Origin of the sequence: Kribbella sp. NPDC049584, assembly GCF_040675555.1 — a bacterium.
Lineage (GTDB): Bacteria > Actinomycetota > Actinomycetes > Propionibacteriales > Kribbellaceae > Kribbella.
The window spans coordinates 420030-445971 of sequence record NZ_JBFAPF010000004.1 but is presented as its reverse complement, the minus strand read 5'-3'; the positions used below and the strand labels follow the sequence as shown (position 1 = coordinate 445971).

At 68.0% G+C, this 25942-nt stretch carries 28 protein-coding genes; 15 read left to right on the top strand and 13 right to left on the bottom strand.

The annotated features are described in order from the left end of the window. Nucleotides 1-51: 51 nt before the first annotated feature. From AB0J62_RS18400 to AB0J62_RS18385, 4 genes are read left to right on the top strand one after another with little or no spacing between them, the layout of a single operon-like run. Nucleotides 52-1461, top strand: coding sequence for a sugar ABC transporter substrate-binding protein (locus AB0J62_RS18400; protein ID WP_363871748.1), 1410 nt, complete (start codon nt 52-54; stop codon nt 1459-1461). Beyond that, nucleotides 1461-2393, top strand: coding sequence for a sugar ABC transporter permease (locus tag AB0J62_RS18395; protein ID WP_363871745.1), 933 nt, complete (start codon nt 1461-1463; stop codon nt 2391-2393). Before AB0J62_RS18400 ends, AB0J62_RS18395 begins: the two co-directional genes overlap by 1 nt. Further along, nucleotides 2390-3229, top strand: coding sequence for a carbohydrate ABC transporter permease (locus tag AB0J62_RS18390; RefSeq protein WP_363871742.1), 840 nt, complete (start codon nt 2390-2392; stop codon nt 3227-3229). Before AB0J62_RS18395 ends, AB0J62_RS18390 begins: the two co-directional genes overlap by 4 nt. After that, a complete protein-coding gene (locus AB0J62_RS18385; protein WP_363871739.1) occupies nt 3226-4560 on the top strand; it encodes a glycoside hydrolase family 32 protein in 1335 nt (444 codons plus the stop codon). The genes AB0J62_RS18390 and AB0J62_RS18385 overlap by 4 nt, the downstream gene beginning before the upstream one ends. 8 nt (nt 4561-4568) lie before the next feature. Here the strand turns inward: AB0J62_RS18385 and AB0J62_RS18380 are convergent, their stop codons facing one another. The 5 genes from AB0J62_RS18380 to AB0J62_RS18360 form a co-directional block, all read right to left on the bottom strand. Continuing rightward, nucleotides 4569-5522, bottom strand: coding sequence for a hypothetical protein (locus tag AB0J62_RS18380; RefSeq protein ID WP_363871737.1), 954 nt, complete (start codon nt 5520-5522; stop codon nt 4569-4571). A gap of 166 nt (nt 5523-5688) precedes the next feature. Continuing rightward, the gene (locus AB0J62_RS18375) at nt 5689-6315 is read right to left on the bottom strand and encodes a 3-oxoacid CoA-transferase subunit B (protein ID WP_363871735.1); all 627 of its coding nucleotides are present in this window, start codon (nt 6313-6315) and stop codon (nt 5689-5691) included. A gap of 1 nt (nt 6316) precedes the next feature. Beyond that, nucleotides 6317-7090: a CoA transferase subunit A gene (locus AB0J62_RS18370; protein ID WP_363871732.1), complete on the bottom strand. Its 774-nt coding sequence runs from the start codon at nt 7088-7090 to the stop codon at nt 6317-6319. Beyond that, complete coding sequence (pcaD, locus tag AB0J62_RS18365; RefSeq protein ID WP_363871729.1) at nt 7087-7854, bottom strand: 3-oxoadipate enol-lactonase; 768 nt, start codon at nt 7852-7854, stop codon at nt 7087-7089. The genes AB0J62_RS18370 and pcaD overlap by 4 nt, the downstream gene beginning before the upstream one ends. Then, on the bottom strand, nt 7851-9059 hold the full coding sequence (locus AB0J62_RS18360) for an acetyl-CoA C-acetyltransferase (protein ID WP_363871726.1): 1209 nt from the start codon (nt 9057-9059) through the stop codon (nt 7851-7853). The genes pcaD and AB0J62_RS18360 overlap by 4 nt, the downstream gene beginning before the upstream one ends. Before the next feature lie 78 nt (nt 9060-9137). On the opposite strand from AB0J62_RS18360, the gene AB0J62_RS18355 reads away from it, so the two are divergent. After that, complete coding sequence (locus AB0J62_RS18355) at nt 9138-10019, top strand: LysR family transcriptional regulator (RefSeq protein ID WP_363871723.1); 882 nt, start codon at nt 9138-9140, stop codon at nt 10017-10019. Here the strand turns inward: AB0J62_RS18355 and AB0J62_RS18350 are convergent. Further along, nucleotides 10013-10828 carry an IclR family transcriptional regulator C-terminal domain-containing protein gene (locus tag AB0J62_RS18350; protein ID WP_363871720.1) on the bottom strand — a complete coding sequence of 272 codons (816 nt, stop codon included), beginning with the start codon at nt 10826-10828 and terminating at the stop codon, nt 10013-10015. The genes AB0J62_RS18355 and AB0J62_RS18350 overlap by 7 nt on opposite strands. Nucleotides 10829-10952: 124 nt before the next feature. Between AB0J62_RS18350 and AB0J62_RS18345 the strand changes: the two genes are divergently transcribed. The 5 genes from AB0J62_RS18345 to catC are packed head-to-tail and all read left to right on the top strand — an operon-like array spanning nt 10953 to nt 15337. Beyond that, nucleotides 10953-11507, top strand: a complete 555-nt coding sequence (locus AB0J62_RS18345; protein WP_363871717.1) for a flavin reductase family protein — start codon at nt 10953-10955, stop codon at nt 11505-11507. Nucleotides 11508-11518: 11 nt separating this feature from the next. Further along, a complete protein-coding gene (locus AB0J62_RS18340) occupies nt 11519-13072 on the top strand; it encodes a 4-hydroxyphenylacetate 3-hydroxylase N-terminal domain-containing protein (RefSeq protein ID WP_363871714.1) in 1554 nt (517 codons plus the stop codon). 11 nt (nt 13073-13083) lie between these two features. Beyond that, nucleotides 13084-13929 (top strand): catechol 1,2-dioxygenase, encoded by an 846-nt coding sequence (gene catA / locus AB0J62_RS18335; RefSeq protein ID WP_363871711.1) that lies wholly within the window; start codon nt 13084-13086, stop codon nt 13927-13929. After that, nucleotides 13929-15062: a muconate/chloromuconate family cycloisomerase gene (locus AB0J62_RS18330; RefSeq protein WP_363871708.1), complete on the top strand. Its 1134-nt coding sequence runs from the start codon at nt 13929-13931 to the stop codon at nt 15060-15062. Before catA ends, AB0J62_RS18330 begins: the two co-directional genes overlap by 1 nt. Further along, nucleotides 15062-15337, top strand: coding sequence for a muconolactone Delta-isomerase (gene catC, locus AB0J62_RS18325; protein ID WP_363871705.1), 276 nt, complete (start codon nt 15062-15064; stop codon nt 15335-15337). Before AB0J62_RS18330 ends, catC begins: the two co-directional genes overlap by 1 nt. Here catC and AB0J62_RS18320 read toward each other — a convergent pair. The 4 genes from AB0J62_RS18320 to AB0J62_RS18305 form a co-directional block, all read right to left on the bottom strand. Continuing rightward, nucleotides 15334-16602: a HAMP domain-containing sensor histidine kinase gene (locus AB0J62_RS18320; protein WP_363871701.1), complete on the bottom strand. Its 1269-nt coding sequence runs from the start codon at nt 16600-16602 to the stop codon at nt 15334-15336. The genes catC and AB0J62_RS18320 overlap by 4 nt on opposite strands. A gap of 35 nt (nt 16603-16637) precedes the next feature. Beyond that, nucleotides 16638-17321, bottom strand: coding sequence for a response regulator transcription factor (locus AB0J62_RS18315; RefSeq protein ID WP_130444600.1), 684 nt, complete (start codon nt 17319-17321; stop codon nt 16638-16640). 212 nt (nt 17322-17533) lie between these two features. Continuing rightward, a complete protein-coding gene (locus tag AB0J62_RS18310; protein ID WP_363871697.1) occupies nt 17534-18139 on the bottom strand; it encodes a hypothetical protein in 606 nt (201 codons plus the stop codon). Between the two features lie 126 nt (nt 18140-18265). Beyond that, complete coding sequence (locus AB0J62_RS18305; protein ID WP_363871694.1) at nt 18266-19087, bottom strand: tryptophan 2,3-dioxygenase family protein; 822 nt, start codon at nt 19085-19087, stop codon at nt 18266-18268. Between the two features lie 81 nt (nt 19088-19168). Here AB0J62_RS18305 and AB0J62_RS18300 point away from each other — a divergent pair, with 81 nt between their 5' ends. The 4 genes from AB0J62_RS18300 (at nt 19169) to AB0J62_RS18285 (ending at nt 21976) form a co-directional block, all read left to right on the top strand. Continuing rightward, nucleotides 19169-19657: a hypothetical protein gene (locus AB0J62_RS18300; RefSeq protein ID WP_363871691.1), complete on the top strand. Its 489-nt coding sequence runs from the start codon at nt 19169-19171 to the stop codon at nt 19655-19657. 68 nt (nt 19658-19725) lie between these two features. After that, entirely contained in the window at nt 19726-21183 is a 1458-nt protein-coding gene (locus tag AB0J62_RS18295) for a glycoside hydrolase family 76 protein (RefSeq protein WP_363871688.1), read from the top strand. A 29-nt stretch (nt 21184-21212) separates the two neighbouring features. After that, a complete protein-coding gene (locus AB0J62_RS18290) occupies nt 21213-21704 on the top strand; it encodes a DUF2505 domain-containing protein (RefSeq protein ID WP_363871685.1) in 492 nt (163 codons plus the stop codon). Between the two features lie 74 nt (nt 21705-21778). Next, nucleotides 21779-21976, top strand: a complete 198-nt coding sequence (locus tag AB0J62_RS18285; RefSeq protein ID WP_363871682.1) for a hypothetical protein — start codon at nt 21779-21781, stop codon at nt 21974-21976. 7 nt (nt 21977-21983) lie between these two features. Here the strand turns inward: AB0J62_RS18285 and AB0J62_RS18280 are convergent, their stop codons facing one another. Beyond that, nucleotides 21984-22850 (bottom strand): alpha/beta fold hydrolase, encoded by an 867-nt coding sequence (locus AB0J62_RS18280; protein ID WP_363871679.1) that lies wholly within the window; start codon nt 22848-22850, stop codon nt 21984-21986. A 141-nt stretch (nt 22851-22991) separates the two neighbouring features. Between AB0J62_RS18280 and AB0J62_RS18275 the strand changes: the two genes are divergently transcribed. Then, nucleotides 22992-23624 (top strand): TetR/AcrR family transcriptional regulator, encoded by a 633-nt coding sequence (locus tag AB0J62_RS18275; protein ID WP_363871676.1) that lies wholly within the window; start codon nt 22992-22994, stop codon nt 23622-23624. Here AB0J62_RS18275 and pruA read toward each other — a convergent pair. Continuing rightward, complete coding sequence (pruA, locus tag AB0J62_RS18270; protein WP_363871673.1) at nt 23621-25249, bottom strand: L-glutamate gamma-semialdehyde dehydrogenase; 1629 nt, start codon at nt 25247-25249, stop codon at nt 23621-23623. The two genes, AB0J62_RS18275 and pruA, sit on opposite strands and share 4 nt — an antisense overlap. Before the next feature lie 135 nt (nt 25250-25384). Beyond that, nucleotides 25385-25906 (bottom strand): TetR family transcriptional regulator, encoded by a 522-nt coding sequence (locus tag AB0J62_RS18265; RefSeq protein ID WP_363871670.1) that lies wholly within the window; start codon nt 25904-25906, stop codon nt 25385-25387. Between the last annotated feature and the right edge of the window lie 36 nt (nt 25907-25942).

The following is a 25942-nucleotide window of genomic DNA, read 5'->3' as shown; positions in this document are numbered from 1 at the left end:
ATACGTATTGGGTGGCTCGCCGGGCTACCCGAGCGGCCAAGGAGGAACCCCATGACAGGCATCCATCCCCCCGGTGGCCCGATCGCCCGCCGCACCGTGCTGAAGGCCGGGGCGGCCGGTGGACTCGGGCTCGCAGCGCTGGCCGACCTGGCCGCCTGCGGCAACAGCGGCGGCGGCTCGTCGTCGAAGTCACTGAAGATGCTGTACTTCGGAGAGCAGGCGGCGGCGACCCAGCTGCAGAACCGGTTGCAGCCGCAGATCTCCAAGCTCGACCCGAGCATCAAGTTCGAGATCTCGGCCATCAACGGCACCGACTGGAACGACTTCCTCGCGAAGGTCCTGACCCAGATCGCGGCCGGGACCCCGCCCGACATCATCAGCGTCGCGACCGAGGGCCTGCAGCTGATGGCGTCCAAGGAGCTCGCGATCCCGCTCGACGACTACGTCACCAAGGATCTGTCCGCGCTGAAGGAGTACTTCGCCGACATCCACCCCGCGCTGGTCGAGTCGATGATGTACCAGGGCCACCTGTGGGAGCTGCCGGACAGCTTCAACGCCGGGAACATGTTCTACAGCACCGAGCTGTTCCAGCGGGCCGGCGTCGTACCGCCGAGCGAGAACTGGACCCTCGACGACTTCGAGGCCGCGGCGACGAAGATCGCCAAGTTCAAGGGCATCAACGCCTTCGGCTGGGTGGTCCGCCTGTGGGGCAGCTGGACGTCGTTCATGTACGCCAACAACGCGAACCTGCTCGAAGAGGGCAAGTACGACGGCGGCGACTGGCTGTGGAACAAGGCGTACGCCGGTGATCCGGCCGCCGCGGGCCGCAAGGGTGGCTGGAAATGGGGCGCGCCGACCGCGAACTCCGAGGGCACCGTCGAGGCCCTGAACTACATGATCGAGCTGACCAAGAAGGGCCTGTCGCCGTCACCAGACGTCGGCGGGGGCGGCACGCTCCAGGGCCTGTTCGCCTCGAACCGGATCGGCATGTCGATCGGCGGCGGGTTCTGGGCCGGCGGGTTGACCAACGCCGGGATGAAGAACGGGAGCTTCGACGTACAGCTGTTCCCGAAGTGGAAGAGCCAGCGGCACCTGTTCGGCGCCGGCGGATACGCGATCTTCAAGTCGTCGAAGAAGAAGGATCTCGCCTGGGAGGTTCTGAAGCTACTGGTCAAGCCGGACACGTTCGACCTGGTCTTCCCGGGCAACGTGACCACGCCCGGCCGCAAGTCCCTGGTGACGGCCGCGCGCTACGCGAAGACGGGACCGAAGCACTGGTCGGTCTTCTACGACACGCTGACCAAGCACCCGGAGACGGCGCCGATCCCGGCCCCGCCGTACTACAACGCACTCGCGACCGCCCTCAACCAGCGCACGACGCAGGCGATCTCGTCCGGCGACGCGAAGGCTGCCCTGGACGGATTGCAGTCCGACCTCGAGAAGGCAGCGGGGGCGAGCTGATGTCCGCCGCCACCGCTGACGTGCCGGCTGCCCTCACCAAGCGCCGCCGGCACCCGTCGTCGCATCGGGAGGCTCCGTTCGGCTTCGCGATGATCGGGCTGTCGTGTCTGTTCGTCGCGGTCTTCACCGCGATCCCGATCGTCGCGTCGCTGGGGTTGTCGTTCTTCTCCTGGGACGTCATCTCGAGCCCGCAGTTCGTCGGGGTGGAGAACTACCAGCGGCTGTTCACCGACGGTCCGGTGCTCAAGTCGTTCGGCGTGACGCTGGGCATGGCGCTCGCCATCGTCGTACTCCAGCTGACCCTCGGTCTGGCGCTGGCAGTCCTCGTCAACCAACGCAAGCTGGTCTGGATCCGAACCCTCTTCCGTACTGCGTTCTACCTGCCGCTGCTCGCGTCGACGGCCGCCGTGTCGATCTTCATGGGCTACCTGTTCGACTACAAGTTCGGCGTCGTGAACTACTACCTCGGACTGCTCGGCATCCCGAACATACCGTGGCTGACCAGTGGTTTCGGAGCGGCCGCGACGATCGTGCTGATCGCGGTGTGGCAGCAGGTCGGATTCACGTTCGTGCTGTTCGTCGCCTCGTTGATGTCGGTACCGACCGATGTCCTCGAGGCCGCGCAGATCGACGGGGCCGGCCCGTTCCGAACGCTGTTCCGGATCAAGGTCCCGCTGATCAGCCCGACCATCCTGTTCGCCGCGGTCGTTGCCTTGATCAACGCGATGCAGCTGTTCGACCAGCCGTACATCATGACCAAGGGCGGCCCGGGTTCGGCGACCACCACAGTCACGATCTCCATGTACCAGAAGGGCTTCCAGAACCTGCAGTTCGGCTACGGCTCGGCGATCGCGATCGTGCTGCTGGTGGCGATCCTGATCATCACCGGGTTGCAGTTCCTGGCCGCACGGAAGTTGGTGTTCTACCAATGACATACTCCACCGGAACCCTCGCGCGGATCGGCCGGATCACCGGCATCGTCGTCCTGGTCCTCGCCGCAATGGTTGCTCTTGGCCCGCTTCTCTGGACGATCACGACCTCGCTGCGGACACCGGCCGAGGCGTTCAGCAACCCGCCGCAGTGGATCCCGCTGCACCCGGACTTCTCCAACTACAGCGCGGTGTTCGACAAGATCCCGATCGGCCGGTTCTTCTTCAACAGCGTGATCGTGACCGGGCTGATCGTGGTCGGCCAGACCATCACCTGCACGCTGTCTGGCTACGCGTTCGCGATGGTCAGCTTCCCCGGCCGCTCGGTGATCTTCGGGATCTTCCTGGCCACGATGATGGTGCCGCTGCAGACGATCATCATCCCGGTGTTCGTGATCATCCGGTACCTCGGCCTGTCGGACAGCCCGTTGTCGCTGGTGGTCTCGGCGCTGGGCAGTGCGTTCGGCACGTTCCTGATGCGCCAGTACTTCATGCAGATGCCTCGCGAGCTGGGTGAGGCCGCACGGATCGACGGCGCCGGGCATTTCCAGACGTTCCTGATGATCTACGCCAAGATGGCCGGCCCGGCGATCGCCACCCTCGCGATCCTGAACTTCTCCGGTTTCTGGGCGGAGTTCTACCGGCCGCTGATCTTCCTGCAGACCCAGGACAACTTCACGCTGCCGCTGGGCCTGGTCGGCCTGCAGGGAAACCTCGGCACGGGTTCGATCTCGGTGGTGCTGGCCGGCGTCGTGCTGGCGATCCTGCCGAGCGTAGTGCTGTTCATCTTCGCCCAGCGGTACTTCATCGCAGGCATCACGGCAGGAGCTTCACGGTGACCCAGACCCAACCTCAGATCAATTCTGGACACCGGTCGACCGGGACGGTGGCACACCTCCGCCCCGCGTACCACGTCCGGCCGCCCAGCGGATACCTCAACGACCCCAACGGGCCGATCGAGCACGGCAGCGACGTACACCTGTATTTCCAGTCGCGGCCGACTCTCGACCTGCAGGCCCCAGTCGAATGGGGGCATGCCACCTCGCCCGACTACGTGCGCTGGACGCTGCACCGGCCCGCGATGGCGCCGCAGCCGGGCGGGCCGGACACCGACGGCTGCTGGTCCGGAAATACCGTGCTGGATGACGGGCGGATCCGTGCCTTCTACTCGGGCCGGGTGGAGGGTAGCCCGTACCAGTCCGTTCTCACGGCCGTCTCGGACGACGGCGGCGCGTCGTTCGGGCCGGCGCACCAAGTCGTCCCGGATCCGGACGAGGCGGTCATGTTCCGGGATCCCTTTGTCTGGAAGGAGAACGGGACCTGGTGGATGGTCGTCGGCGCGGGGTACGTCGACCGCGGTGCGAGCATGGCGCTGTATCGGTCGCCGGACCTGTCGGAGTGGACGGCCGTCGATCCGCTCGCCGAGCTCCCTCGTACGCAGTCGGACGGGGAGGACACCGGGTCCGCGTGGGAATGTCCGCAGGTGCTCACGATCGACGGACGGCGGATCGCCGTGATTGCTTCGTGGTCGCCCGAGGGCGGCCCGGGCGAGGTGTTGTCATTCGATGTCGACGTACCACCGGCTCCGCAGCGGGTGGATCACGGCACCAACTTCTACGCGGCGTCAGCGTTGCGCGAGAGCCGGTTCGGTCCGCTGTTGTTCGGCTGGCTACCCGAAGGACGCGACCGACCGGGCTGGAACGACGGCTGGGCCGGGGTGATCTCACTCCCCCGCATGGTCTGGCTGGGCGCGGACTCGTCGCTGCGGAGTGCTCCGGTGCCGACGATGGACACCCTTCGATCGGGCTCGGCTTCGCCCACCGCGATCGGCGCCCAATGCGAGATCGTCGTACCGGAAGGGGTTGGAGACGTCACCCTGCACTTCGGGGAGCAGGAACGCCTGCACATCGAACTGACCGACACCACGATCACGATCGACCGCAGCCACGCCAGCCTCGCCCCGCATGCCCACGGCGGGCGAATGGTCGCGACCGACGCCTTCGATCCGTCGTCTGGCCGTCCCGCGGTGCGGATCTTCCTGGACGGTTCAGTCGTCGAGGCCTTCACCAGCGCGGGCCGTGTGCTCAGCACCCGCGTCTACCCGACCACCCCACCCCCGTGGCGCATCGAGGCCCCAGCAAACACGCAGTGCTGGGGCCTCGCTCGCTGATGGAACTACTACTCGCCGACCAGCTGGTCGTAGTGCGTGGTGAGCGAGACGTGGTCCACGCCGTTGAAGACAGCCCCCGGGACCTTGCCGTAGTTCGTCATGGCGGTCGCAGCGCCGTTGAACTTGCTGAACGCGTACTGGGTGGCGGTCTGCGTGGCGTTGTCGACGGCGGTCACCAGGGTGCCGTTGCGGGTGCCGCAGCCCTGGGCGACCAGCGACTCGTAGTCAGCGAAGCCCGAAGAGCGGATCAGTTTCATCACCGGCTTCGCGCCGGCCGCGATCGGGATGTGCGCTGTCCAGAGCGCACCGGCGGTGGTGGTCATCAGCAGCGTGTCGTACGTCGCGGACTCGCTGACCACCGTCATCGTCTTGAAGCCACGGAAGCCCGGGATGGGGCCGAGCGCCTTGAAGCCCGCGCCGACGATCTGGTAGCGGTACAGGCTGTTGTTGGTGTTCAGGCCGTACAGGTAGGCGTGCCGCGGGTTCGCGACGCTGTAGTTGGAGGTGGCGATGGACTTGAAGTTGGTCCAGCCCGTGCCGACCTTCTTGAACGTCGGGACCGGCGGCTTCTCGTCCGGCAGGTACGTCGTCTGGCGGTACAGGCTCGCGCCCTGCAGCATCAGGCCGTAGTAATAGTACTGCGTGCCGGCAGCGTTCACCGCGCCGTACCAGGTCGCGTTCGCGCGGGTGGAGACGTAGTTGAACGGCTCCCACGACACCGCGGACGGGTGCGTGCCCGGCGTCACGTCGATCTCCTGCATCGTGCCCGCGGCGGTCGGCACGCCGACGTAGTTGATGCACGGGCCACCGGCGGCCAGTGTCTTCACGGCCCCCGGATGGGCGACCTTGTCAGAGAAATGAGGCTTCGGGTCGGTCTTTCCGGCGAAGGCCGGAACCGACGAGACAGACGCGCCCAGCAGGCCGATCCCGGCCAGCGCGAGCGCAAAACGCTGCAACTTCATAAGGAGTTCCCCCTCCAGTGTGGTCCCGATCATCTCGAGATCGCGCCGACTATAGCCGAGGAAAGGGAGCAATAGTGCATATATTGCCGCTAGATGCAAATCACCCCGCTCCACCGCCCAGGTGATTTCCTGCCCGATAGTGCACCAGTTCGGCGCGCTTGCAGTACTACACGACGGGTGCTGCGGTGGCTTGTTCTACGTCGGTGCGGGTTACGCCGGGGGCTAGTTCGGTGAGGTGGAAGGTGTCGTGGGCGATGTCCAGGACGGCCAGGTTGGTGATGACTCGGTTGACGACGTGGCGGCCGGTGAGTGGGAGGGTGCAGGAGGTGAGGAGTTTGGGGGCGCCTTTGCGGGTGAGGTGTTCCATCAGGACGACGACGCGGCGGGCGCCGGAGACGAGGTCCATCGCGCCGCCCATGCCCTTCACGACGGCGCCGGGCACCATCCAGTTGGCCAGATCACCGGCCGCGGAGACCTGCATTCCGCCCAGGATCGCGACGTCCACATGCCCGCCGCGGATCATGGCGAAGCTGGTGGACGAGTCGAAGTACGACGCTCCCGGTACGACGGTGATCGTCTGCTTGCCCGCGTCGATCAGGTCCGGGTCGACCTCGTCGTCGTACGGGAACGGACCGACGCCCAGGACCCCGTTCTCCGCCTGCAGGGTGACGGACGAGCCGGCCGGCAGATGGTTGGGGACGAGCGTCGGCAGGCCGATGCCGAGGTTCACGTACTCGCCGTCGTTCAGCTCCGCGGCAGCGCGGGCAGCCATCTCGTCTCGGGTCCAAGACATCTCAGGCCTCCGGTCGCGGGCGGGTCGTGCGCTTCTCGATGCTCTTCGTCTCGGCCTGCTCAGGAGTGAGCGGTACGACGCGTTGGACGAAGACACCGGGCAAATGAATCGCGTCCGGATCAAGCGCTCCGACCTCGACGACCTGCTCGGCCTCGACGATCGTCAGGCGGCCGGCCATCGCGGCGACCGGGTTGAAGTTGCGCGCGGCGGCGTGGAACACGCAGTTCCCGGCGCGATCGGCGACCGCGGCGCGGACCAGCGCGACGTCGGTGACGATCGCCTCCTCGAGCACCATCTCCCGGCCCTGGATCATGCGAACCTCCTTGGCCGGAGACGCGACCGCAACGGTGCCGTCCGGTGCATACCGCCACGGCAACCCGCCCTCCGACACCAGCGTCCCCACGCCGGTCGGAGTGAAGAACGCCCCGATCCCCGAACCGCCCGCCCGCAGCCGCTCGGCGAGCGTGCCTTGTGGAGTCAGCTCGACCGTCAGCTCCCCCGCAAGGTACTGGCGCGCGAACTCCTTGTTCTCCCCGACGTACGACGCGATCACCCGACTGATCCGCCCTTGTTCCAGCAGCAGTCCGAGCCCCGCGCCGTCGACACCGCAGTTGTTCGACACCACTGTGAGGTCCCGCGCGCCCTGCTCGAGCAGCGCCCCGATGAGGAACCACGGGATGCCGGCCAAACCGAATCCACCGACCGCCAGACTGGTCTCGTCCGGGATGTCGGCGACCGCGTCGGCCGGTGTCGCGAAGACCTTGTCCACACTCATGCCTGGTCCTCCTGGAGGTGCGCGATGACGGCCGGCGTCACCACGTCGGGTCGTTCGGCGGCAGCCAGATGAGCGGCATCCGGTACGACGAGAAGCTTGCCATGGGCAACTGACGTGGCGATCCGCTCGAGCTGCCACGGCGGGGTCGCCGGATCATCCCCGCCCGCGATCGCGAGCGTCGGCGCGGTGATGGCGGGGAGATCCTCGATCAAATCCATGGTGGCGATCGCCTCGCAACACGCGGCATACCCGTCGGCCGATGTCGAGGCAACCATCTCTTCGCAAGCAGCCCGGACCTCGGGATGTTCGGCCAGCCAGCCCGGCGTGAACCACCGTCGTACGACGACCTCCGCCACGGCAGCGGCACCCTTAGCGCGGACGAGCTCGGCCCGATCGGTCCAGCCGCTCAACGGATCGAGGCGAGCCCCGGTGCAGAGTACGACGAGGTGGTCGATGCGGGACGGGTTGCGTGCGGCCAACCGCAGGCCGGTCATGCCGCCGAGCGAGAGTCCGACGAAGTGGGCGCGCTCGACAGCAAGGTCGTCCAGCAGCCCGACGACGTCGTCGGCGAGGTCGTCGATCGTGTACGGGCCGGGCGGCACCGGGGACCGCCCGTGGCCGCGGGTGTCGAAGCGGACGACGCGGAAGTGCTGCTCCAGGTCCGCGAGGTTCGCGTCCCACATTTCCCACGTTGAGCCGAGTGAATTCGCGAGTACGAGGACCGGGGCATCGGATCGGCCGCTGACGAGATGAGCCACCGTCATCTGACGGCCTCGAAGACTGCGGCGATGCCTTGCCCGCCGCCGATGCAGATGGTTTCCAGGGCGTAGCGGCCGTTGCGGCGGTGGAGTTCGTGGGAGAGCGTGGCGAGGATGCGGGCGCCGGTGGCGCCCAGCGGGTGGCCGAGGGAGATACCCGAGCCGTTGGGGTTGAGACGGTCGTCGGTCGGGTCGAGCTTCCATTCGCGCACGCAGGCGAGGACCTGGGCGGCGAAGGCTTCGTTGAGTTCGATCAGGTCCAGGTCGTCGAGCGTGAGGTCGGCGCGGGCGAGGGCTGCGGCGGTGGCGGGGACCGGGCCGATGCCCATCACCTCGGGTCCTACGCCGGCGACGGCCCAGGAGCGCAGGGCGACCAGCGGGCGGAGGCCGCGGCGCTCGGCCTCGTCCCGGGTGGTGACGACGCAGACCGCAGCCCCGTCGTTCTGCCCGCTCGCGTTGCCGGCGGTGACCGTGGCATCGGGGTCGCCCTTCAGCATCACCGGGCGAAGAGCCGCAAGTCCCTCGAGAGAGCTGTCAGCCCGCGGATGCTCGTCGACGGAGACCAGGGTTGTCTCCCCGCGGCGACCTGCAACCTCGAGCCCTACAATCTCATCCGTGAAGCGGCCCTCCGTTTGCGCGGCCACCGCGCGCTGGTGGGAGCGGAGGGCGAACTCGTCCTGTTCCTGGCGGCTGATGCCGTACTGCCGGCGCAAGTTCTCCGCGGTCTCAAGCATTCCGCCCGGGACCGGGTGGTACTTGCCGCCGGCGGTTTCGCGGGCGCGGATCAACCTGTCGTTCAGCTCGACGTTGCCGCGGACGCCGGTGCGCAGACCGAGCGCGTAGTGCTCGACCTGTGACATCGATTCGGTGCCACCGGCAACGACCACGCGGGCCGCGCCGGTCGCGACCATCCCGGCGGCGTACAAGACCGCCTGCAGACCCGAGCCACACCGGCGGTCGATCTGCACGCCCGGCACCGAAACCCCGAGCCCGGCGTCGAGCGCGGCGATGCGGCCGATCGCCGGAGCTTCACCGTTCGGGTAGCACTGGCCCAGGACGACGTCGTCGACATCACCTTCACCCAGACCGGTACGCCGTACCAGCTCCGTGAGCGCGGCGGTGGCGAGATCGGCGGCCGACAGCGTGGACAGTGCCCCGCCGAAGCGGCCCACCGGCGTACGGATCGGTTCGCAGATCACCACATCGCTCATGCCCTCGACGGTAGGCCGTGAGGACCGATATGGAGAAATACTCATTTACGCTCGATCAAGACTCTGAGAGTATGAATCGTGGAGCTGCGTCACCTGAGGTACTTCGTCGCCGTCGCCGAGGAGCGGCACTTCGGTCGCGCGGCGGCCCGCCTGCACATGGCCCAGCCGCCGCTGTCGCAGCAGATCCGGCAGCTGGAGAGCGAGCTCGGCCTGCAACTCCTCCGCCGTACGACGCGGCGAGTCGAGCTCACGCCCGCCGGTGAGGCCTACCTGGTCCGAGCCCGGCAGATCATCAGGGCGGTGTCGTCGGCGGCCGGTGAAGCGCAGCGGGTCGCCGCCGGACTGCAGGGACGCCTGACGATCGGATGCGTGGGCTCCGCGACGTACAGTCTGCTGCCGCAATTGGTGCGGACGCTGCGGGAGGAGCTTCCGGACGTCGAGGTTGCGGTGCAGGGCGAGATGCTCGCCCCGGACCAGGCCCGCGCGCTGGTGGACGGACGGATCGACCTCGGCCTGCTCCGGCCGCCGGTCGAGGACGATTCGCTGCGGGTCGAGGTGCTGCGGGCCGACCGGCTGATCGTGGCCGTGCCGGACGGACACCGCCTGGCTGCGCGACGGCGGGTGCGGCTCAAAGAGCTGGCCGACGAGGACTTCGTGATCCACGCCGGCGGTGGGCGGTCGGTGATGCACGACACCGTGCTCGCGCGCTGCCGGGCGGCCGGATTCGAGCCGCGGGTTCGGCACGAGGTCGCGGAGACGTCGACCTTGGTGACCTTCGTGGCGGCCGGCCTCGGGATCGCGGTGGTGCCGGAGCCGGTGGCGGAGCTGATGGTCCCGGGCGTCGCCTATCGGGCACTCAGCGGGCAGGCGACGGTCGAGCTAGCGGCAGCGACAAGGGCCGGCGACGAGGCGCCGCACCTGCAACGCGCGATCGCCGTGCTGGCCGGTCTGGTTCAGTAGAAGCCGTCGCGAGCCTGGGCGTCGAGGCGGCGCGTACCACCCAGCAGGCGGAGATCCTCGGCGATCGCCCTCGCGGTCTCCTGCATCAGCGGGATGACCCTCTCGACGATCGCGGCCGAGGTCATCCGCCCGACGGTCGTCGAGTACGCAAGGGCTGCGAGTACGGCGCCATCCGGCGTACGGACCGGGACAGCGGCGGACAAGAGCCCGTCCTCAAGCTCGGACTCGACCACGGCGTACCCGTCCTGCCGCACCTGGTGCAGCGCATCGCGGAAGGTCGTCGGATCGGTGATCGTGCGCTGCGCCAACCGCTTGAGGCCACCCTCGATGACGGCGTCGACGACGGATGCGTCCGCCCACGCGGTCAGCACCCGTCCCATCGAGGTCGCGTACGCCGGGACCCGGCTCCCCACGTCGACGGAGACCGCCATGATCCGGCGGACCTGGACACGGGCGACGTACACGACGTCGGTCCCGTCGAGTTGCGCGAGCGAGGCCGACTCCTGCGTCTCCTCCGCCAGCCGGAGCAGATGCGGTTGCGCGGTCTCCACGAAGGTGTGGGTCGCGGCGTAGTGCTGCCCGATCGTCAGGACCCGAGGCGTCAGTGTCCAGCGGCTCCCGACAGCGGCGACGTACCCCAGCTTCTGCAGGGTCAGCAGGATCCGGCGTACGGCGGGGCGTGAGAGCCCGGTCGCCGTCGCGACCTCGGCCAGCGTCGGGCTCGGCCGGTCGGCGTCGAACGCGAGCAGTACGGCGAACCCGCGCTCGATGCTCTGCACGTAATCGCGCTCGCTCCCCTCCCCAACCATGCGGGCCATCCTTCCACGAAAAGTTGTTGAGCCCTTGACAGTCGACGCCGAGAGCTCCAAGGTCTTGTCGTACGCCAAGCGTACTCAATGTACGCAGAGCGTACAGCTGAAAGAGGTGACGCAGATGGACTCGCGAGAACTCCGGAACGCGTTCGGCCAGTTCGCCACCGGCGTGACCGTGGTGACCTGCACCAGCGAGGAAGGCCGGCCGCACGGCGCGACCGTGAACGCCTTCACCGCCGTCTCGCTCGAGCCCGCGCTCGCGCAGGTCACGCTCGGCCGCACGTCGAAGGCGTGCCAGTACCTGGCTGGCCGGCCGTTCGCGATCAACGTGCTCGCCGACGACCAGCTCGACGTCGCCTGGCACTTCGCCGGGCGTCCCATCCAATCGCCAGGCCGCGCGCCCGGCTGGGTCGACGGTCCCCTCGCTCCGCTGCTCGAAGGCGCGGCCACGACGATCTCGTGCCGGCCGTGGCGGACCTACGACGGCGGCGACCACCTGATCGTGATCGGTGAGGTGGCCGCGGTCGAGATCACCGCCCGGGACCCGCTGCTGTTCCACGGCGGCCGGTTCCGCAACCTCGGTCCGGTCGAGACCCATTGGTCGGGATCGCTGGACTGCCCCGAGCGCGGCTGGTTCGACGCCGCGGCCGTCTTCACCCCGCTTGCCCTTGCCTGAAAGGACTTTCCATGACTACGACTGTCGAGCCGCAGACCACGACCAAGCGCCCGATGACGGGAGCGGAGTACCTGGACTCGATCCGCGACGACCGCGAGATCTGGATCTACGGCGAACGCGTCAAGGACGTCACCGAGCACCCGGCGTTCCGCAACCCGGCCCGGATGACCGCCCGGCTGTACGACGCCTTGCACGATCCCGCCACCAAGGACGAGATCACCGTCCCGACCGATACCGGCAACGGCGGCTACACACACGCCTTCTTCCGTACGCCGCACAGCGTCGAGGACCTGCAGAGCTCCCGCCGCGCGATCGAGCACTGGGCCCGGCAGACGTGGGGCTGGATGGGTCGCAGCCCCGACTACAAGGCCAGCTTCCTCGGCACGCTCGGCGGCAACACCGACTTCTACGCGCCGTACGAGGAGAACGCGAAGCGCTGGTACAAGGAGTCGCAGGAGAAGGTCCTGTACTGGAACCACGCGATCATCAACCCGCCGGTCGACCGCAACCTGCCGCCGGACGAGGCCGGTGACATCTTCATGCGGGTCGAGAAGGAGACCGACGCCGGCGTGATCGTGTCCGGCGCGAAGGTGGTGGCGACCGGTTCGGCGATCACCAACTACAACTTCATCGCGCACTACGGGCTGCCGATCAAGAAGAAGGAGTACGCGCTGATCTGCACGGTCCCGATGAGCGCTCCTGGTGTGAAGCTCATCTGCCGGCCGTCGTACACCATGCAGGCCGACGTGATGGGCAGCCCGTTCGACTACCCGCTGTCCAGCCGGATGGACGAGAACGACACGATCTTCGTCTTCGACAAGGTGCTGGTGCCGTGGGAGAACATCTTCCTGTACGGCGATGTCGACAAGATCAACGGCTTCTTCCCGCAGTCCGGGTTCATCCCGCGGTTCACCTTCCACGGCTGCATCCGGCTGTCGGTGAAGCTCGACTTCATCGCCGGACTGTTGCTCAAGGCCCTCGAATGCACGGGCAGCAAGGACTTCCGCGGTGTCCAGACCCGGGTCGGCGAGGTGATCGGCTGGCGCAACCTGTTCCGCTGCATGGCCGACGCGATGGCGCTGAACCCGGACCCGGGACCGAACGGGACCGTCCTGCCGAAGCTCGACTACGGCCTGATCTACCGGCAGTTCATGATCACCGGCTACCCCCGGGTGAAGGAGATCATCCAGCAGGATGTTGCCTCCGGCCTCATTTACCTCAACTCGAACGCGATCGACTTCAAGACGCCGGAAGTCCGGCCGTACCTCGATCGCTTCGTGCGCGGATCCAACGGGTACGACGCGGTCGAGCGGACCAAGCTGATGAAGGCGCTGTGGGATTCGGTCGGCACCGAGTTCGGCGGACGGCACGAACTGTACGAGCGGAACTACTCGGGGAACCACGAGAACGTGAAGGCCGAGATCCTGTTCGCCGCCGAGGCCCAGGGCGAGACCGCCGCGATGAAGGGGTTCGCCGAGACCATGCTCGCGGAGTACGACCTGGATGGCTGGACCGTCCCCGACCTGATCAACCCGACCGACGTCAGCCGGATCCGGAACCGCTGAAGGAGCGCATGATGACAACTGTGCAGGACTCACCCACCGCCGCGGGCTCCGGCGCCAACGCGAGCTCCAGCTTCAAGTCCGCCGCGCGATCCGGCGCGGAGGCTTCGCCGGAACGAGTCAGCGCGGTCGTGACGGCTGTGCTCCAAGGCGTGCACGCGGCGATCCGCTCGCATGCCGTCACCTATCCCGAGTTCCAGGCCGCCAAGGCCTGGCTGATGGAGGTAGGCGAGGTCGGCGAGTGGCCGCTGTTCATGGACGTGTTCGTCGAGCACGTCGTCGAGGAGGTCGCGGCCGATCAGCAGCACGGCACGAAAGGATCGATTCTCGGCCCGTACTACCTGCCGGACCAGGTGCGGTTGCCGTCGTCATGTGAGTTGCCGCACCGGGCCGGCGAGCAGGGCGAGCCGCTGGTGCTGTCAGGGCAGGTGCGAGACGTGGACGGTTCCCCGCTGGCCGGCGCCGAGGTGGACATCTGGCATGCCGATGCCGACGGCTACTACTCGGGGTTCGCGCCGGACATCCCGCTCGGCAATCTGCGCGGCGTGGTGACGACCGATGCCGAGGGCAAGTTCGAGATCCGCACGGTGCAGCCCGCGCCGTACCAGATCCCGACCGACGGGCCGACCGGCAAGCTGATCCAAGCGGCCGGGTGGCATCCGTGGCGGCCGGCCCACCTGCACCTGATGGTCCGGGCATCCGGGCACCGGACTGTGACGACCCAGCTGTACTTCGCCGGCGGCAAGTGGCTCGACTCCGACGTCGCCGAGGCAACCAAGCCCGAGCTGATCCTCGACCCGGTCGACGACGGCAGCGGCGTACGGCGGGTGTCCTACGACTTCGAGCTCGAGCAGGGCTGATGGATCTCACCATCGACCGGCTGGAGACGGTGATCATCGACGTACCCCTCCGGCGGCCGCACCGGTTCGCCCGCGTCGCGATGACCGCCCAGCCGGTCCTGCTGGCCTTCGTCCACACCCGCGACGGTGTCGTGGGTGTGGGCGAGGGCGTGGTCCCGGGCGGCCCGTGGTGGGGCGGCGAGTCGGTCGAGTCGATGAAGGTCACCCTCGACACGTACGTCGCTCCGCTGCTGCCCGGCCGCTCCGTCGCCGACATCGCGGGACTGTGGTCCGACATCTCGGATCGGATCGGCGCCAACCTCTACGCCAAGTGCGCCGTCGAGGTCGCGCTGCACGACGCGTGGGCGCGGTCCCTCGGCGTACCCATGCATGTGCTGCTCGGTGGTCTCGCACGCACGTCGGTTGACGTGACCTGGGCGCTGGGCGCCGAGCCCGAGGAGGTCGTGGTCGAGGAGGCATTGACGAAACTGCGCGCCGGGCATCGCACGTTCAAGCTGAAGATGGGCGCGTTGCCTCCGGACGAGGACACCCGCCGGGTGTGCGCGATCGCGGAGAAGCTGACCGGCACAGCCGGAGTCCGCGTGGATCTGAACGCCCGCTGGGATTTCCTCACCGCACGGACCTATCTCCCCCGCCTGGCCGCTGCCGGAGTCGAGCTGGTCGAACAACCGGTGCCGGGCGAACAGGTCGAAGCACTGGCCGAGTTGAACAGCCTGCTTCCCATCCCGGTGATGGCCGACGAGTCGCTGCGAACACCTGTCGACGCGCTCCGCCTGGTCTCGCTCCGAGCCGCTGATATCTGGTCGATCAAAACCACGAAGCTGGGCGGCCTCCGTCGCTCCCGCGACATCGTCGGAATCGCTGCCGCAGCCGGGATCCCCTGCCACGGCGGCACCTCGATCGAAACCGGCATCGGCACCGCAGCTTCTCTTCAGCTCGCCTGCGCGGCCCCCGGCGTGACCTGGGGCAGTGAACTCTTCGGCCCGCTGCTGTTCATCGAGGAGATCCTGCGTACGCCGCTGTCGTACGTCGACGGCGCCCTGCAACTCCCCGACGGACCCGGTCTCGGCGTAGAACTGAACCCTGACGCAGTAACCGCCCTCCGCCGGCCCCACCTGACCAAGGAGACCTGATGTTCTTCCACGTCCGCATGGACGTCCAGCTCCCACCCGACCTGGACCCGGCCGTACGCGCTGAGCTGCTCGGACGGGAACGAGACCGCGCGATCGAACTGCAGAAGGCGGGCGTCTGGCCCGGGCTGTGGCGGATCGTCGGCGAGTACGCCAACATCAGCATCTTCGACGTCCCCTCGAACGACGAACTCCACGACATCCTGTCGAGCCTGCCGCTGTTCCCCTACATGAAGCTCCAGGTAACTCCGCTGGCCACGCACCCCTCGAAGATCTAGGTGGCCGCGAGGGTCAGTTCTACCTGGTTGCGGCGGATGGTGAGGTGGCCGCCGGTTGCTTCGGCGTAGCGGCGGGCTATGTCCAGTCCGAGGCCGGTGGAGCCTCGGTCGGAGCGGCCGCGTTCGCCTGCGCCCAAAGGGATCCCGGGGCCCTCGTCGGCGACAGTGATGTGGATATGAGAGGCAGCGCGAGTCAACGTGATGTGCGTCGGAGTGCCATCGGGGGTGTGCGCGACGACGTTCTCCACTAGGGCGTCGAGAGCCGCGGCCAGATCCTCGGACGACGAGCGGATCATCGCCGCATTCGTTGGTAGGTCCAACGTCAGGTCCCGGCCCTGGTCCTCGAAGAGTGGCTCCCAGAAGGCGGCTCGGGCGCGGGTCACCTCGACAGCGTCGCAGTGCGGGACGCGACCTTCACGTTGCGGCCGCCGCGCGGCACTGATGACTGCGGTCAGCGTGCGCTCCAAACTCGTGACCTGCGTGTTCAGTTCCTCAGCACTCTCACGATCGGCGAGCGCCTCCACCTGCAGCCGCAGCGCGGTCAGCGGCGTACGCAACCGATGCGACAGATCGGCCACGGCCTCCCGTTCAACGGCGATCACCTCGTCGATCCGGTCCGCGAGACCGTTCAGCGCGGCCCCCACCTTCGCCACCTCGGCCGGACCGGTCGTCGGAGCGCGCGCTTCCATGTCGCCGGCAGCCAGGCGTTCCGCCGTACTCGCCGTCTCCTCCAGCGGCCGCGCCAACCGCCGCGACACCAACTCCGCGCCGACGATGCTGAGCAGCAACACCAGCAGACTCGCGCCGATGAGGATCAGCAGCCGTGGGACCAGTCCCTCGTAGAGCTCCTCCGCGGTCAGATAAAGACACACCGACGCGGGCCCGGCAGGAGTGTCGACGGCGACGTCGACAGCCATCCCGCCGTTCAGATCGCGATAGTCCGCGTCGCCCAGCTTCGGCGGTCCCTTGCCGTCGCCGTCGTCGTCGTTGTAGTCGTCCGGTAGCGACTTCGGCGTCGGCACTCCGCCCGGCGGCGGGTCGCCCAGCGTCGTACCGTCCGGCATCCGCACCGAGATGTTGCCCGGGCCGTCCCTCAAGCCGTCGATGTACGCCGTGATGTCGTCGGCCGTGTGCTCCCTGTCGCCGACGTAGTACGCGACGGTCTCGGCCCGGTACAACGCCTTGTCCTTCGCCTCGCTGGCCGTCGTCGTACGGAGCAGAATCACCAGCGGTACGGCGAACGCGAGCACGACCAACGTGGTCATGCCCACGGAGAGCAGGAGGATGCGGCGCCGCATGCTCACCCGTCCGCCGCGAGCTTGATCCCGACCCCGCGAACGCTGTGCAGGAACCGCGGCTCGGCCGCCGTCTCGCCGAGCTTCCGCCGCAACCACGACAGATGTACGTCGACAGTCCGGTCACCACCGCCCCACGGCAACCCCCAGACCTCCGCGAGCAGCTCCCGCTTCGTCACCACCGCACCCGGCCGCCGTGACAACGCCAGCAGCAGATCGAACTCCTTGCGGGTCAGCTCCACCGCCGCCCCGTCCACGGTCACCTCGCGGCTTCGCGGATCGATCCGCAACCCGCCGACCTCGACGGTCGACTCACCTTGCTGGTCCTGCCCGAGACGTCGCAGTACGGCGCGAATCCGCGCGTCCATCTGCGCCGCGCTGAACGGCTTGATCACGTAGTCGTCCGCGCCCGCATCGAGCAGCCGCACCACGCTCGCGTCGTCGTCCCGCGCGGTCGCCACAATCACCGGTACGTCGCTGACCGACCTCACCATCGCCAGCACATCCCGCCCGTCCAGATCCGGCAGGCCGAGGTCGAGCAACAGCACTTCGGGCTTGTCGCGGGCCACGGCAGCCACCCCGTCGGCGCCTGCCGCGACTGCGGAGACGACATGTCCGGCCGCCGTCAGGGCCTTGCCCAACGACGTCCGAATCGCATCATCGTCCTCGATCAGCAGCACCCGCGCCATGCCACTGAGCGTAGCTTCAGGCCCGTCAAGAGATCGTCAAGCGGCAGTTAAGGCATGTCTGGTGATCCAGCGCCGTGGCGAGGAGGTGCTCGGTGCGGTGCATCGGCGCGCGGGGGCGAAGGGGTCGATGCGGAGCATCGTTCCCTTTGCACCCGTGCGGCGAGGTGCCGTGCCGAGTGCCCCGCAGTAGGCGCTGGATCACCAGACATGCCTTACGTGGGTGGTTTGATGCCGTTGGAGCGGAGTTCGAGGGTGGCGAGCTGGGCGATGACGGTCTGGTCGCGGTCCCGCCAGGCGGTGACGGGGTCGTCGGAGATCTTCGCGAGTTTGTGCATCGGCTGATTGGCCATGGCACGCAGGGCGAACAGGTCCAGGTCGGCGGCACTGTCGATGAACCGCTGCGCCGCCGTCGCCCGCCGCGAGAACCGGATCCGCCGCGGAAGCCAGATCAGTACTGCGAACAGCACGGGCAACGCGATCGTCACGCCCGCCAGCACATAGGCCAACTGCTCCACCGCATGCGCCATATCCCGGCCCGCCTGCGCCATCTGCCCCGCAGCACCCGCGGCGCCATCGATCGGCGACCGCAGCTGATCCCCGACCGCCGGCACCTTCCCGATCGGATCCGACAACCGCCGCAACTGCCCCGCCAAACCGTCGCCCGCCGAAGCCGCCTTCCGCCCCGGCAACCCCAACGCGTTGGTGATCTTGAAGACGATCAGCCCCAGCTCCACACACACCAGGACCCAGGCGACGAACACCAGGTCCCCCACGAGCTGCCCGACCCGCTGCACCCCGACATCCGAGTAGAGCTTCACGCCCCAGACCCCTCCTCCACGCCAACCCACACACCCGTGCGACGCGACCCTAGCGGTGGAGGTGACTGTCCACGAGGTTTCCGGACACTTTTCGTCACCAGGTGCCCAATTGTTTCCGGAAAGAGCTCAGAGAGTGGTGCGGAGGTTCCAGAGAAGGGGGTAGTAGCGGAGGTCCAGGCGGCTTCTCAAGTAGTTGGCGCCGGACGAGCCGCCGGTGCCTGGTTTGGTGCCGATCATGCGTTCGACCATGACGACATGGCGGGCTCGCCAAGCGGCGGCCAGTTCGTCGTGCTGGAGGAGGGCTTCGGCCAGCTCCCAGATAGCGGCGTACTGCGAGCGGTCGCCGGCGACCTGCCGGAGAGCCTGGCGGATAGCGTCCTCGGTGTCGGTGTCGAAACCGGCCTTCCGGAGTACTTCGAGGAACGCGTCCCACAGCGTCGGCTCGTCCAGCCGGCGGCGCAGGCGTTCTTGTTCCGCCTCGGTCAGCCCGCGGAAGCGTCGTACGAAGGAGGGATCCTTCGCCCCGGACAGGAACTCGATCTCGCGGAACTGCACCGACTGGAACCCGGACGCGGGCGACAACCTGTGCCGGAATTCGCCGAAGTCCTGCGGCGTCATCGTCTCCAGGATGTCGACCTGCTGGGTCTGCACCCGCTCGATCGTGTGCACCCGCCGCAGTAGGTGCTCGGCCAGCCACAGCTCCCCGGCGAGCATCGCGTCACGCGAGGCGGTCAGCTCGTGCAGCACCTGCTTGAACCACAGCTCGTAGACCTGGTGGATCGTGATGAACAGCAGCTCGTCATGCGCCGGCGGATCGGACTCGAGGCGCTGCTGGTCGAGGAGCTGCGGCAGGCGCAGATAGCTGCCGTACGTCAGCCGCCCGCCGTCCTCACCGAAATGCACGTCGGTCCCGCCCCACTGCCCCACAACCCCGTCACCAGTGCTCATGACACGGAGACTAACGGACCAGTTCGTGACTGGTCAGTGATTCGTTCGTTGGACCTGGAGTACGCCGAGTTGAGGAGTTGCATGTCCGCCACGATCGAGACCCCGATCGTCCCGGGTCCGATTCAGGGCCCGACCAGGGAAGAGCCGTTGGTCGAGGCGTTACTGCTCGACGATTACCGGTCGCTGGTCCACCTCGCCTATCTGATCCTCCCGCCTGCGATCAGCCGGGCGAGGCGGGTGGCGGCGGCGCACGCGGTCGTCCAGCGCGCGATCCCGCCTGGCCTGGAGCTCCCGACCTCCCAGTCAGCTGTCGCCGTTCCCGCCACCCGGCACCGCGAGTTCCTGCGGCGCCGCGTCGTACAGGAAGCGACCCGGCAGGCTGCCGAGCGTTCGCTGCTCGCGCGGCTCGGCAGCGTGATCGCGCCGGCCGACGGCCTCGAGTTCGACCCCTGCTCGATCCGTCCCGACCGCACGGCGATCCACCGCCGCTGCGCCCGCGGCCGCCGGCTGGCGATCGCCGCCACGCTGCTGCTCACCGCCGGCATCATGGCCGCCCTGCTCACATCTTGACGGACTGAAGCCGGACACCTACCTTCGGTGACACCGCTCTCTTCCTACCGCCCCAGGGGAGATCTCCGATGTCCGTTGGAATCGTTTCCAGTCTTGCCGTGCTCATCGCACCCCTCGGCGCGCCCCCACCGGCGCCAGCTACGCCGGAGGTGAATATGTCCGTCCAGGCAACGATCTGCAACAAGTACTGCGACGCCCGCGATCCCGCCCTCGCACCGAAAGATCGCACCCCCGTCTCCACCTCCCTCTTCGGCCGCACGATCACCCTGCACATCGACGACGACGACGCGATGGGCTGGGCCTCGATCGACAACGGCAACCCCGGTGACGAGGTCTGGCTCGACCGCTCGATGGACGGCGGCCGCACCTGGTCCGCCGGCAGCCGCCTCGGCAACACCGCGATCCCCGCCGGACAACGTGGCTGGCGCACGCAGATGTACAACGTCGACGACTGGAACAACCTCGGTGTCGGCGCCCTCCGCGCGTGCGGCAAGGCCGGCGACCGCGCCGATATCGCCTGTACGCCGTGGGCGCGGGCAACGTGGAACGCCTGGGACCGTCGTACGGCAGCCGCGACCGCGCTCATGCAGGACTACAACTTGTCGACCGGCCTGTTCGACACCACGGGCTGGTGGAACTCCGCGAACGCGCTCAACGCGCTGATCGACAACATCCGGGTCAGCGGCATGCACAGCTACGAATACGCGATCGCACGCACGTACGACCTGAACCTCAACATGGCGGAAGGCCAGTTCCGCAACGACTACATCGACGACACCGGCTGGTGGGGTCTCGCCTGGGTCGCGGCGTACGACCTGACCGGCGATGCCCGCTACCTCCAGACGGCACGCGCCGACGCCGACCACATGGCGGCGTACTGGGACAACACCTGCGGCGGCGGGGTCTGGTGGAGTGAGGCGAAGACCTACAAGAACGCGATCTCGAACTCGCTGTACATCCAGCTCAACGCGCAGCTCCACACGCGGGTCGCGGGTGACTCGACGTACCTGCAACGCGCGCAGGCCGGCTGGACCTGGTTCCAGCAGACCGGGATGATCAACGGCTCGAACCTCGTCAACGACGGTATCGACCTGTCCACGTGCAAGAACAACGGCGACACCGCGTGGACGTACAACCAGGGCGTGCTGATCGGCGCGCTCACCGAGTTGTCCAAGGCAACGAACAACTCGGCGTACCTGACCTCCGCACGCCAACTCGCCGACGCGTCGACAACCGCCGCCTCGCTCCACACCGCAGACGGCATCCTCCGCGAGCCCTGTGAGAACGGCGACTGCGGTGGCGACGGACCGTCCTTCAAGGGCGCACACGTCCGCGGTCTCGGCAAGCTGAACGCGGCCCTCCCGGACCACCCGTACACGTCGTACCTGCAACGCCAGGCCGACCGCGCCTTCACAGCCGACCGGACGCCGATGGACCAGTACGGCCTGCGCTGGTACGGCCCCGTCGACAAGCTCGACGCGGCCCGCCAGCAATCCGCCCTCGACCTCCTCAACGCTTCGCCCTGATGACCGATGAGTGATGCCATGATGAGGGCATGGAGCTGAAGTTGTCGGCGTCGTACGACGCCACCCCCGAGGAAGTGTTCGCAATCGTCACGGACACCACCTTCCGCGAGCAGGCCTGCGAGAAGACGAAGGCACTGTCGTACGACGTCCAGGTGAGCACGTCCGGCGCCGACACGATCGTCCGGGTGAGCCGGAAGATGCCGGCCGTCGACATCCCCGACATGGCGAAGAAGTTCGTCGGCGACACGCTGACCGTCGTACAGACCGAGACCTGGCACGCGCCCGCGGCCGACGGCTCGCGGAAGGCGGACGTGTCGGGCGAGATCGCCAACACGCCGGTCACGCTGAAGGGCACCGCGAGCATCGCGCAGAACGGGTCGCAGACCGTCCAGGCGATCGACCTGGACGTGAAGGTCGCCGTACCGCTGATCGGGAAGAAGCTCGAGCCGACCGTCGTCGACGCGATCCGGGCCGGTCTGGTCAAGGAGCACGACCTCGGCCGCGAGTGGGCTGCGAAGTAACCGTGTCGCTGCGGTGAGCGGGTCACCTCCGGTGGCAACCTGAGATGAAGGTTGCACCGGAGGTGACTCGTTTCATGCGAAGTTCCAAGCCGAAGACCCCGCCCGTTACCGAGGTCGAGCAGTTCTGTGTGTTCTGCGCGACCACGATGCCGTTCGAGTGCATCGAAGCGGCGGATCATCTGGTCGATGAGCCGGACGAGTGGATCTGCGTACAGTGCGGATCCGCACTCCTGGTCGACCCACCACTGCAGCAGGCCGGCCGCACCGCCTGATCTACACCTACAGCGGGGGACCGAACGCGCAGATCACCCGGCTCGCGTGGGCCGGGTCGAGCGCGTTGGCGACCAGCTGAGCGACGGTCGGATCAAAGGCCAGGCCGACATGTCCGACCGGATCCAGCGGGCAGCTGTCCTGCACGTACTCGTTCGTCACGCCCGGCTCGCGGATGAACGACGTCTCGTGCGGAGTCACCAGCGCGTCGAAGCGCGAAGCAATCACCGTGTACTTCGTCCCGGGCTGAGCGATCGGACCGGTGGTCAGCGTCTTCACGGCCGACCCACCGACGATGAGCTCGTCGCAGGCCGCGCATCCGAACCGCTGCAGCACCTGGTCGACGAGCGGCCCGAGCCCGAGGTAATCCCCAACGCTCACGAGCCCGGCGAACGTCGTACCGTGCGTCGGCGGCGCCAGCGCTACCACCTTGCCGACCTGACCGGCATACCCGCGGACCTTCGGACCGTAGATGCTCTGGAACCCGCCCTCGGAATGACCGACGATGTCGACCTTCGCGGCGCCGGTCGCCGTGCGGACCCGCTGCACGAAGGATGCGATCTCGACCGACGACTGCGCGATCGGGACCGTGCCGCCGACCGGGATGTTCGGGTCGGCCTGGCCGTACGTGAGCGTGAACGCGCAGTACCCCTTCGCGGCCAGGAACGGACCGAGGTACGAGTAGTTGCCCGGACCGTTGCCGCCGAGTCCGTGCAGCAGGACGAGCGGGTCGGGGTGGGCGGCCGACGGCTTGCAGGACCAGTCGTCGAACCCGGATGACGGTGCCGCACTTGCCGTGGTTGCGGAGGTGACCGAGGCGGCCAGCAGGACGGCGGCGAACAGGCCGGCGGCCGTCCGCCGGAGGCGATTGCGCATGACATGCTCCCCGTGATGGTTTCAGTCGGTGACCAGTGAACCACGGTTAGTGGAGCATGTCCGCTAGTTACAAACAAGAGCTCGGGTTCGAAATAAGTTCTCTTCGGTTATGACCCGCGTACCCGGGGTAGTGTCCAGCGCATGAGCAGGACCATACGGGGACTCGACGCCGAGCAACGCCGGGCCGAACGACGCGAGCAGCTGCTGGACGCAGCGCTCAAACTGTTCGCCGCCGAGGGCTATCTCGGTACGTCGATCGAGCAGATCTGCAGTACTGCGTTCATCGGGACGAAGAGCTTCTACGAACTCTTCGCCAGCCGGGAGGAGTGTTATCTCGCGCTGCTCCAGCGGACGTCCGAGCGCCTCGAGGAGCGGATGGCCGGGGCGGCCGCGATGGCCACCGGCAACGAGCGGCAGGAAGCGCCGCGGCTGCTGGCGACCTTCGTGCACGCGCTGGTCGACGACCCGCGGATCACGAAGGTCACCTTCGGCATGGCGTCGGGCATCTCGGCCGCGGTCGAGCGCCAGCGGCGGACGAACCGTCGCTGGGCCGCCGGCTTCCTGGTGCAACTCTGGGACCGGTACGACGGGCCGCAGCCGGAGGAGCAGCGCGCCGTCCGGCACAGTGTCGCGATCGGGCTGGTCGGCGGAATGTTCGACCTGATCTCGGACTGGCTGCTGGAGGCGAACCTGTCCGACCAGGGCCAGATCGAGGCCCTGGTCGACGACCTGACGACCTTCTACATCACCGTCCGCCGAGGCCTACTCCGCTAGCCCTGGTGGGGGTACCGGTAGTCGGTCGGCGGGGTGAAGGTCTCCTTCATGGAGCGCGGGGATGCCCAGCGGATCAGGTTCCACATCGAGCCGGCCTTGTCGTTCGTACCTGACGCGCGCGCCCCGCCGAACGGCTGCTGCCCAACGACGGCACCGGTCGGCTTGTCGTTGACATAGAAGTTGCCCGCCGCGAACCGCAGGTACTCTGAGGCCTCCGCGATCGCGTGCCGATCCTGGGCGATGACCGCCCCGGTCAGCCCGTACGGCGCGGAGTGCTCCATGCCGCGCATCACCGCGTCGTAGTCCGCGTCGTCGTACACGTGGACGCCCAGGATCGGGCCGAAGTACTCCGTCGTGAAGATCTCGTCGGTCGGGTCGTCGGAGACCAGCAGCGTCGGGCGGACGAAGTACCCCTCGCTGTCGTCGTAGGTGCCACCGGCAACGACCTGGATCGAGTCGGTCGCGTTCGCCCGGTCCAGCGCGGCCTTGTGCTTGGCGAACGCGCGGTCGTCGATCACCGCGCCGATGAAGTTCGACAGGTCGCTGACGTCGCCCATGGTCAGCGAGTCGGTCTCCGCCACGATGTCGTCCTTGATCAGGTTCCACACCGAGCGCGGGACGTAGGAGCGCGACGCCGCCGAGCACTTCTGGCCCTGGTACTCGAACGCGCCGCGGACCATCGCGGTCTTCAGCACCGCCGGGTCCGCCGACGGGTGCGCCAGGATGAAGTCCTTGCCGCCGGTCTCGCCGACCAGCCGCGGATAGGTCTTGTACGCCGAGATGTTCGCGCCGACCGTGCCCCACAGGGACTGGAAGGTCTTGGTCGAGCCGGTGAAGTGGATGCCGGCCAGATCCGGGTGCGTGAGCGCGGCCTTGCTGACCTCGATGCCGTCACCGGTGACGAGGTTGATCACACCGGCCGGCAGGCCCGCGGCCTCGAGCAGCCGCATCGTCCAGTGCGCCGCGAACTGCTGCGTCGGCGACGGCTTCCAGACCACGGTGTTGCCCATCAGCGCGGGCGCGGTCGGCAGGTTGCCGGCGATCGCGGTGAAGTTGAACGGCGTGATCGCGTAGACGAAGCCCTCGAGCGGCCGGTAGTCGACCCGGTTCCACACGCCCGGGGACGAGATCGGCTGGTCGCTGACGATCTGCCGCGCGAACGCCACGTTGAACCGGAGGAAGTCGATCAGCTCGCAGGCCGCGTCGATCTCGGCCTGCTGGATCGTCTTCGACTGGCCGAGCATGGTGGCCGCGTTCAGGGTGTCGCGCCACGGGCCGGCCAGCAGATCGGCGGCCTTCAGGAAGATCGCGGCGCGGTCGTCGAACGAGAGCGAGCGCCAGGACGGAGCCGCCGCGAGAGCCGCGACGACCGCCGCACGGCCGTCCGCCTCCGTCGCGTTGCCGAGCGTGCCGAGCACGTGCGCGTGCTTGTGCGGCTGCACCACGTTGATCGGCGCGCCGCCGCCGAGCTTCTGCTCGCCGCCGATCGTGCAGGTCAGGTCGATCGCGCCCGCCGCGTTGAAGTCCTTGAGCTTCGCCTCGACGCTCGCGCGCTCGGCCGACCCGGGCGCATACCCCTTGACCGGCTCGTTGGCGGGCGTCGGGACCGCGGTGACAGCATCCATTCTGCGAAGCTCCTCTGCTGGCTGGGGGCCGGTGTAGGTGGGCGGCCTGCCCATCGGTGACACAAGCATGGTGCCATGACTCACCACCGGAAACGAACCTGACGACAAACCTGACCACCGCACCGAGTGGTCCACTCAGGAAGTGCCGACCCCGTGCCACACCATCTGTAGCATACGTTTCACCCGACCGGGCTCGGCCGCGGCCATCCCGGCGCACAGGACCAGCAGGTCAAGGGGGGCCACGTCCGCCCTCAACCGCCCGTCCCGCTGTGCGCGTTCGACCAGCCGCGCAGCCGTCTCCACCATCGACGCATGCCAGGCGTCATGCAGCTCCGACCGCCGCGTGGACGGCTCCAGGGTGCGAGCCAGATCACCCTTCTCGGCCACATGCCGGACGAAACGCTCCAGCCAGTCGAACAGGTCCACGCCGTCGTCGACCGCACACAGCTCGGCCACCTCCTCGGCGTACACCGCGACGATCAGGTCGTCGCGGGTCGGGAAGTGCCGGTAGAGCGTGGCGTTGCCGATCCGGGCCCGCCGCGCGATCTCGTCCAGCGGCGCCTGGGTGCCGAGCTCGCCGAAGACGATCCGGGCGGTCGCGACGAGCTGGTCGCGGTTGCGCCGGGCATCGGCTCGCAACGGCTTGGGTGACGGCACGCCTGTTAGGCTAGCGCGTAAACGGGGATCTCCCCA

Bases quoted from the DNA above. Each gene is read 5' to 3' on its own strand.
- AB0J62_RS18350 (WP_363871720.1), bottom strand. From the start codon at position 10,828: ATGGTTGGGGAGGGGAGCGAGCGCGATTACGTGCAGAGCATCGAGCGC.
- AB0J62_RS18285 (WP_363871682.1), top strand. From the start codon at position 21,779: ATGCGAAGTTCCAAGCCGAAGACCCCGCCCGTTACCGAGGTCGAGCAG.
- AB0J62_RS18375 (WP_363871735.1), bottom strand. From the start codon at position 6,315: ATGTCTTGGACCCGAGACGAGATGGCTGCCCGCGCTGCCGCGGAGCTG.
- AB0J62_RS18305 (WP_363871694.1), bottom strand. From the start codon at position 19,087: ATGAGCACTGGTGACGGGGTTGTGGGGCAGTGGGGCGGGACCGACGTG.
- catC (WP_363871705.1), top strand. From the start codon at position 15,062: ATGTTCTTCCACGTCCGCATGGACGTCCAGCTCCCACCCGACCTGGAC.
- AB0J62_RS18345 (WP_363871717.1), top strand. From the start codon at position 10,953: ATGGACTCGCGAGAACTCCGGAACGCGTTCGGCCAGTTCGCCACCGGC.
- AB0J62_RS18360 (WP_363871726.1), bottom strand. From the start codon at position 9,059: ATGAGCGATGTGGTGATCTGCGAACCGATCCGTACGCCGGTGGGCCGC.
- pruA (WP_363871673.1), bottom strand. From the start codon at position 25,249: ATGGATGCTGTCACCGCGGTCCCGACGCCCGCCAACGAGCCGGTCAAG.
- AB0J62_RS18295 (WP_363871688.1), top strand. From the start codon at position 19,726: ATGTCCGTTGGAATCGTTTCCAGTCTTGCCGTGCTCATCGCACCCCTC.
- AB0J62_RS18280 (WP_363871679.1), bottom strand. From the start codon at position 22,850: ATGCGCAATCGCCTCCGGCGGACGGCCGCCGGCCTGTTCGCCGCCGTC.
- AB0J62_RS18370 (WP_363871732.1), bottom strand. From the start codon at position 7,090: ATGAGTGTGGACAAGGTCTTCGCGACACCGGCCGACGCGGTCGCCGAC.
- AB0J62_RS18275 (WP_363871676.1), top strand. From the start codon at position 22,992: ATGAGCAGGACCATACGGGGACTCGACGCCGAGCAACGCCGGGCCGAA.
- AB0J62_RS18400 (WP_363871748.1), top strand. From the start codon at position 52: ATGACAGGCATCCATCCCCCCGGTGGCCCGATCGCCCGCCGCACCGTG.
- AB0J62_RS18390 (WP_363871742.1), top strand. From the start codon at position 2,390: ATGACATACTCCACCGGAACCCTCGCGCGGATCGGCCGGATCACCGGC.
- AB0J62_RS18395 (WP_363871745.1), top strand. From the start codon at position 1,461: ATGTCCGCCGCCACCGCTGACGTGCCGGCTGCCCTCACCAAGCGCCGC.
- AB0J62_RS18320 (WP_363871701.1), bottom strand. From the start codon at position 16,602: ATGACCACGTTGGTCGTGCTCGCGTTCGCCGTACCGCTGGTGATTCTG.
- AB0J62_RS18340 (WP_363871714.1), top strand. From the start codon at position 11,519: ATGACTACGACTGTCGAGCCGCAGACCACGACCAAGCGCCCGATGACG.
- AB0J62_RS18300 (WP_363871691.1), top strand. From the start codon at position 19,169: ATGTCCGCCACGATCGAGACCCCGATCGTCCCGGGTCCGATTCAGGGC.
- AB0J62_RS18330 (WP_363871708.1), top strand. From the start codon at position 13,929: ATGGATCTCACCATCGACCGGCTGGAGACGGTGATCATCGACGTACCC.
- catA (WP_363871711.1), top strand. From the start codon at position 13,084: ATGACAACTGTGCAGGACTCACCCACCGCCGCGGGCTCCGGCGCCAAC.
- AB0J62_RS18380 (WP_363871737.1), bottom strand. From the start codon at position 5,522: ATGAAGTTGCAGCGTTTTGCGCTCGCGCTGGCCGGGATCGGCCTGCTG.
- AB0J62_RS18290 (WP_363871685.1), top strand. From the start codon at position 21,213: ATGGAGCTGAAGTTGTCGGCGTCGTACGACGCCACCCCCGAGGAAGTG.
- pcaD (WP_363871729.1), bottom strand. From the start codon at position 7,854: ATGACGGTGGCTCATCTCGTCAGCGGCCGATCCGATGCCCCGGTCCTC.
- AB0J62_RS18315 (WP_130444600.1), bottom strand. From the start codon at position 17,321: ATGGCGCGGGTGCTGCTGATCGAGGACGATGATGCGATTCGGACGTCG.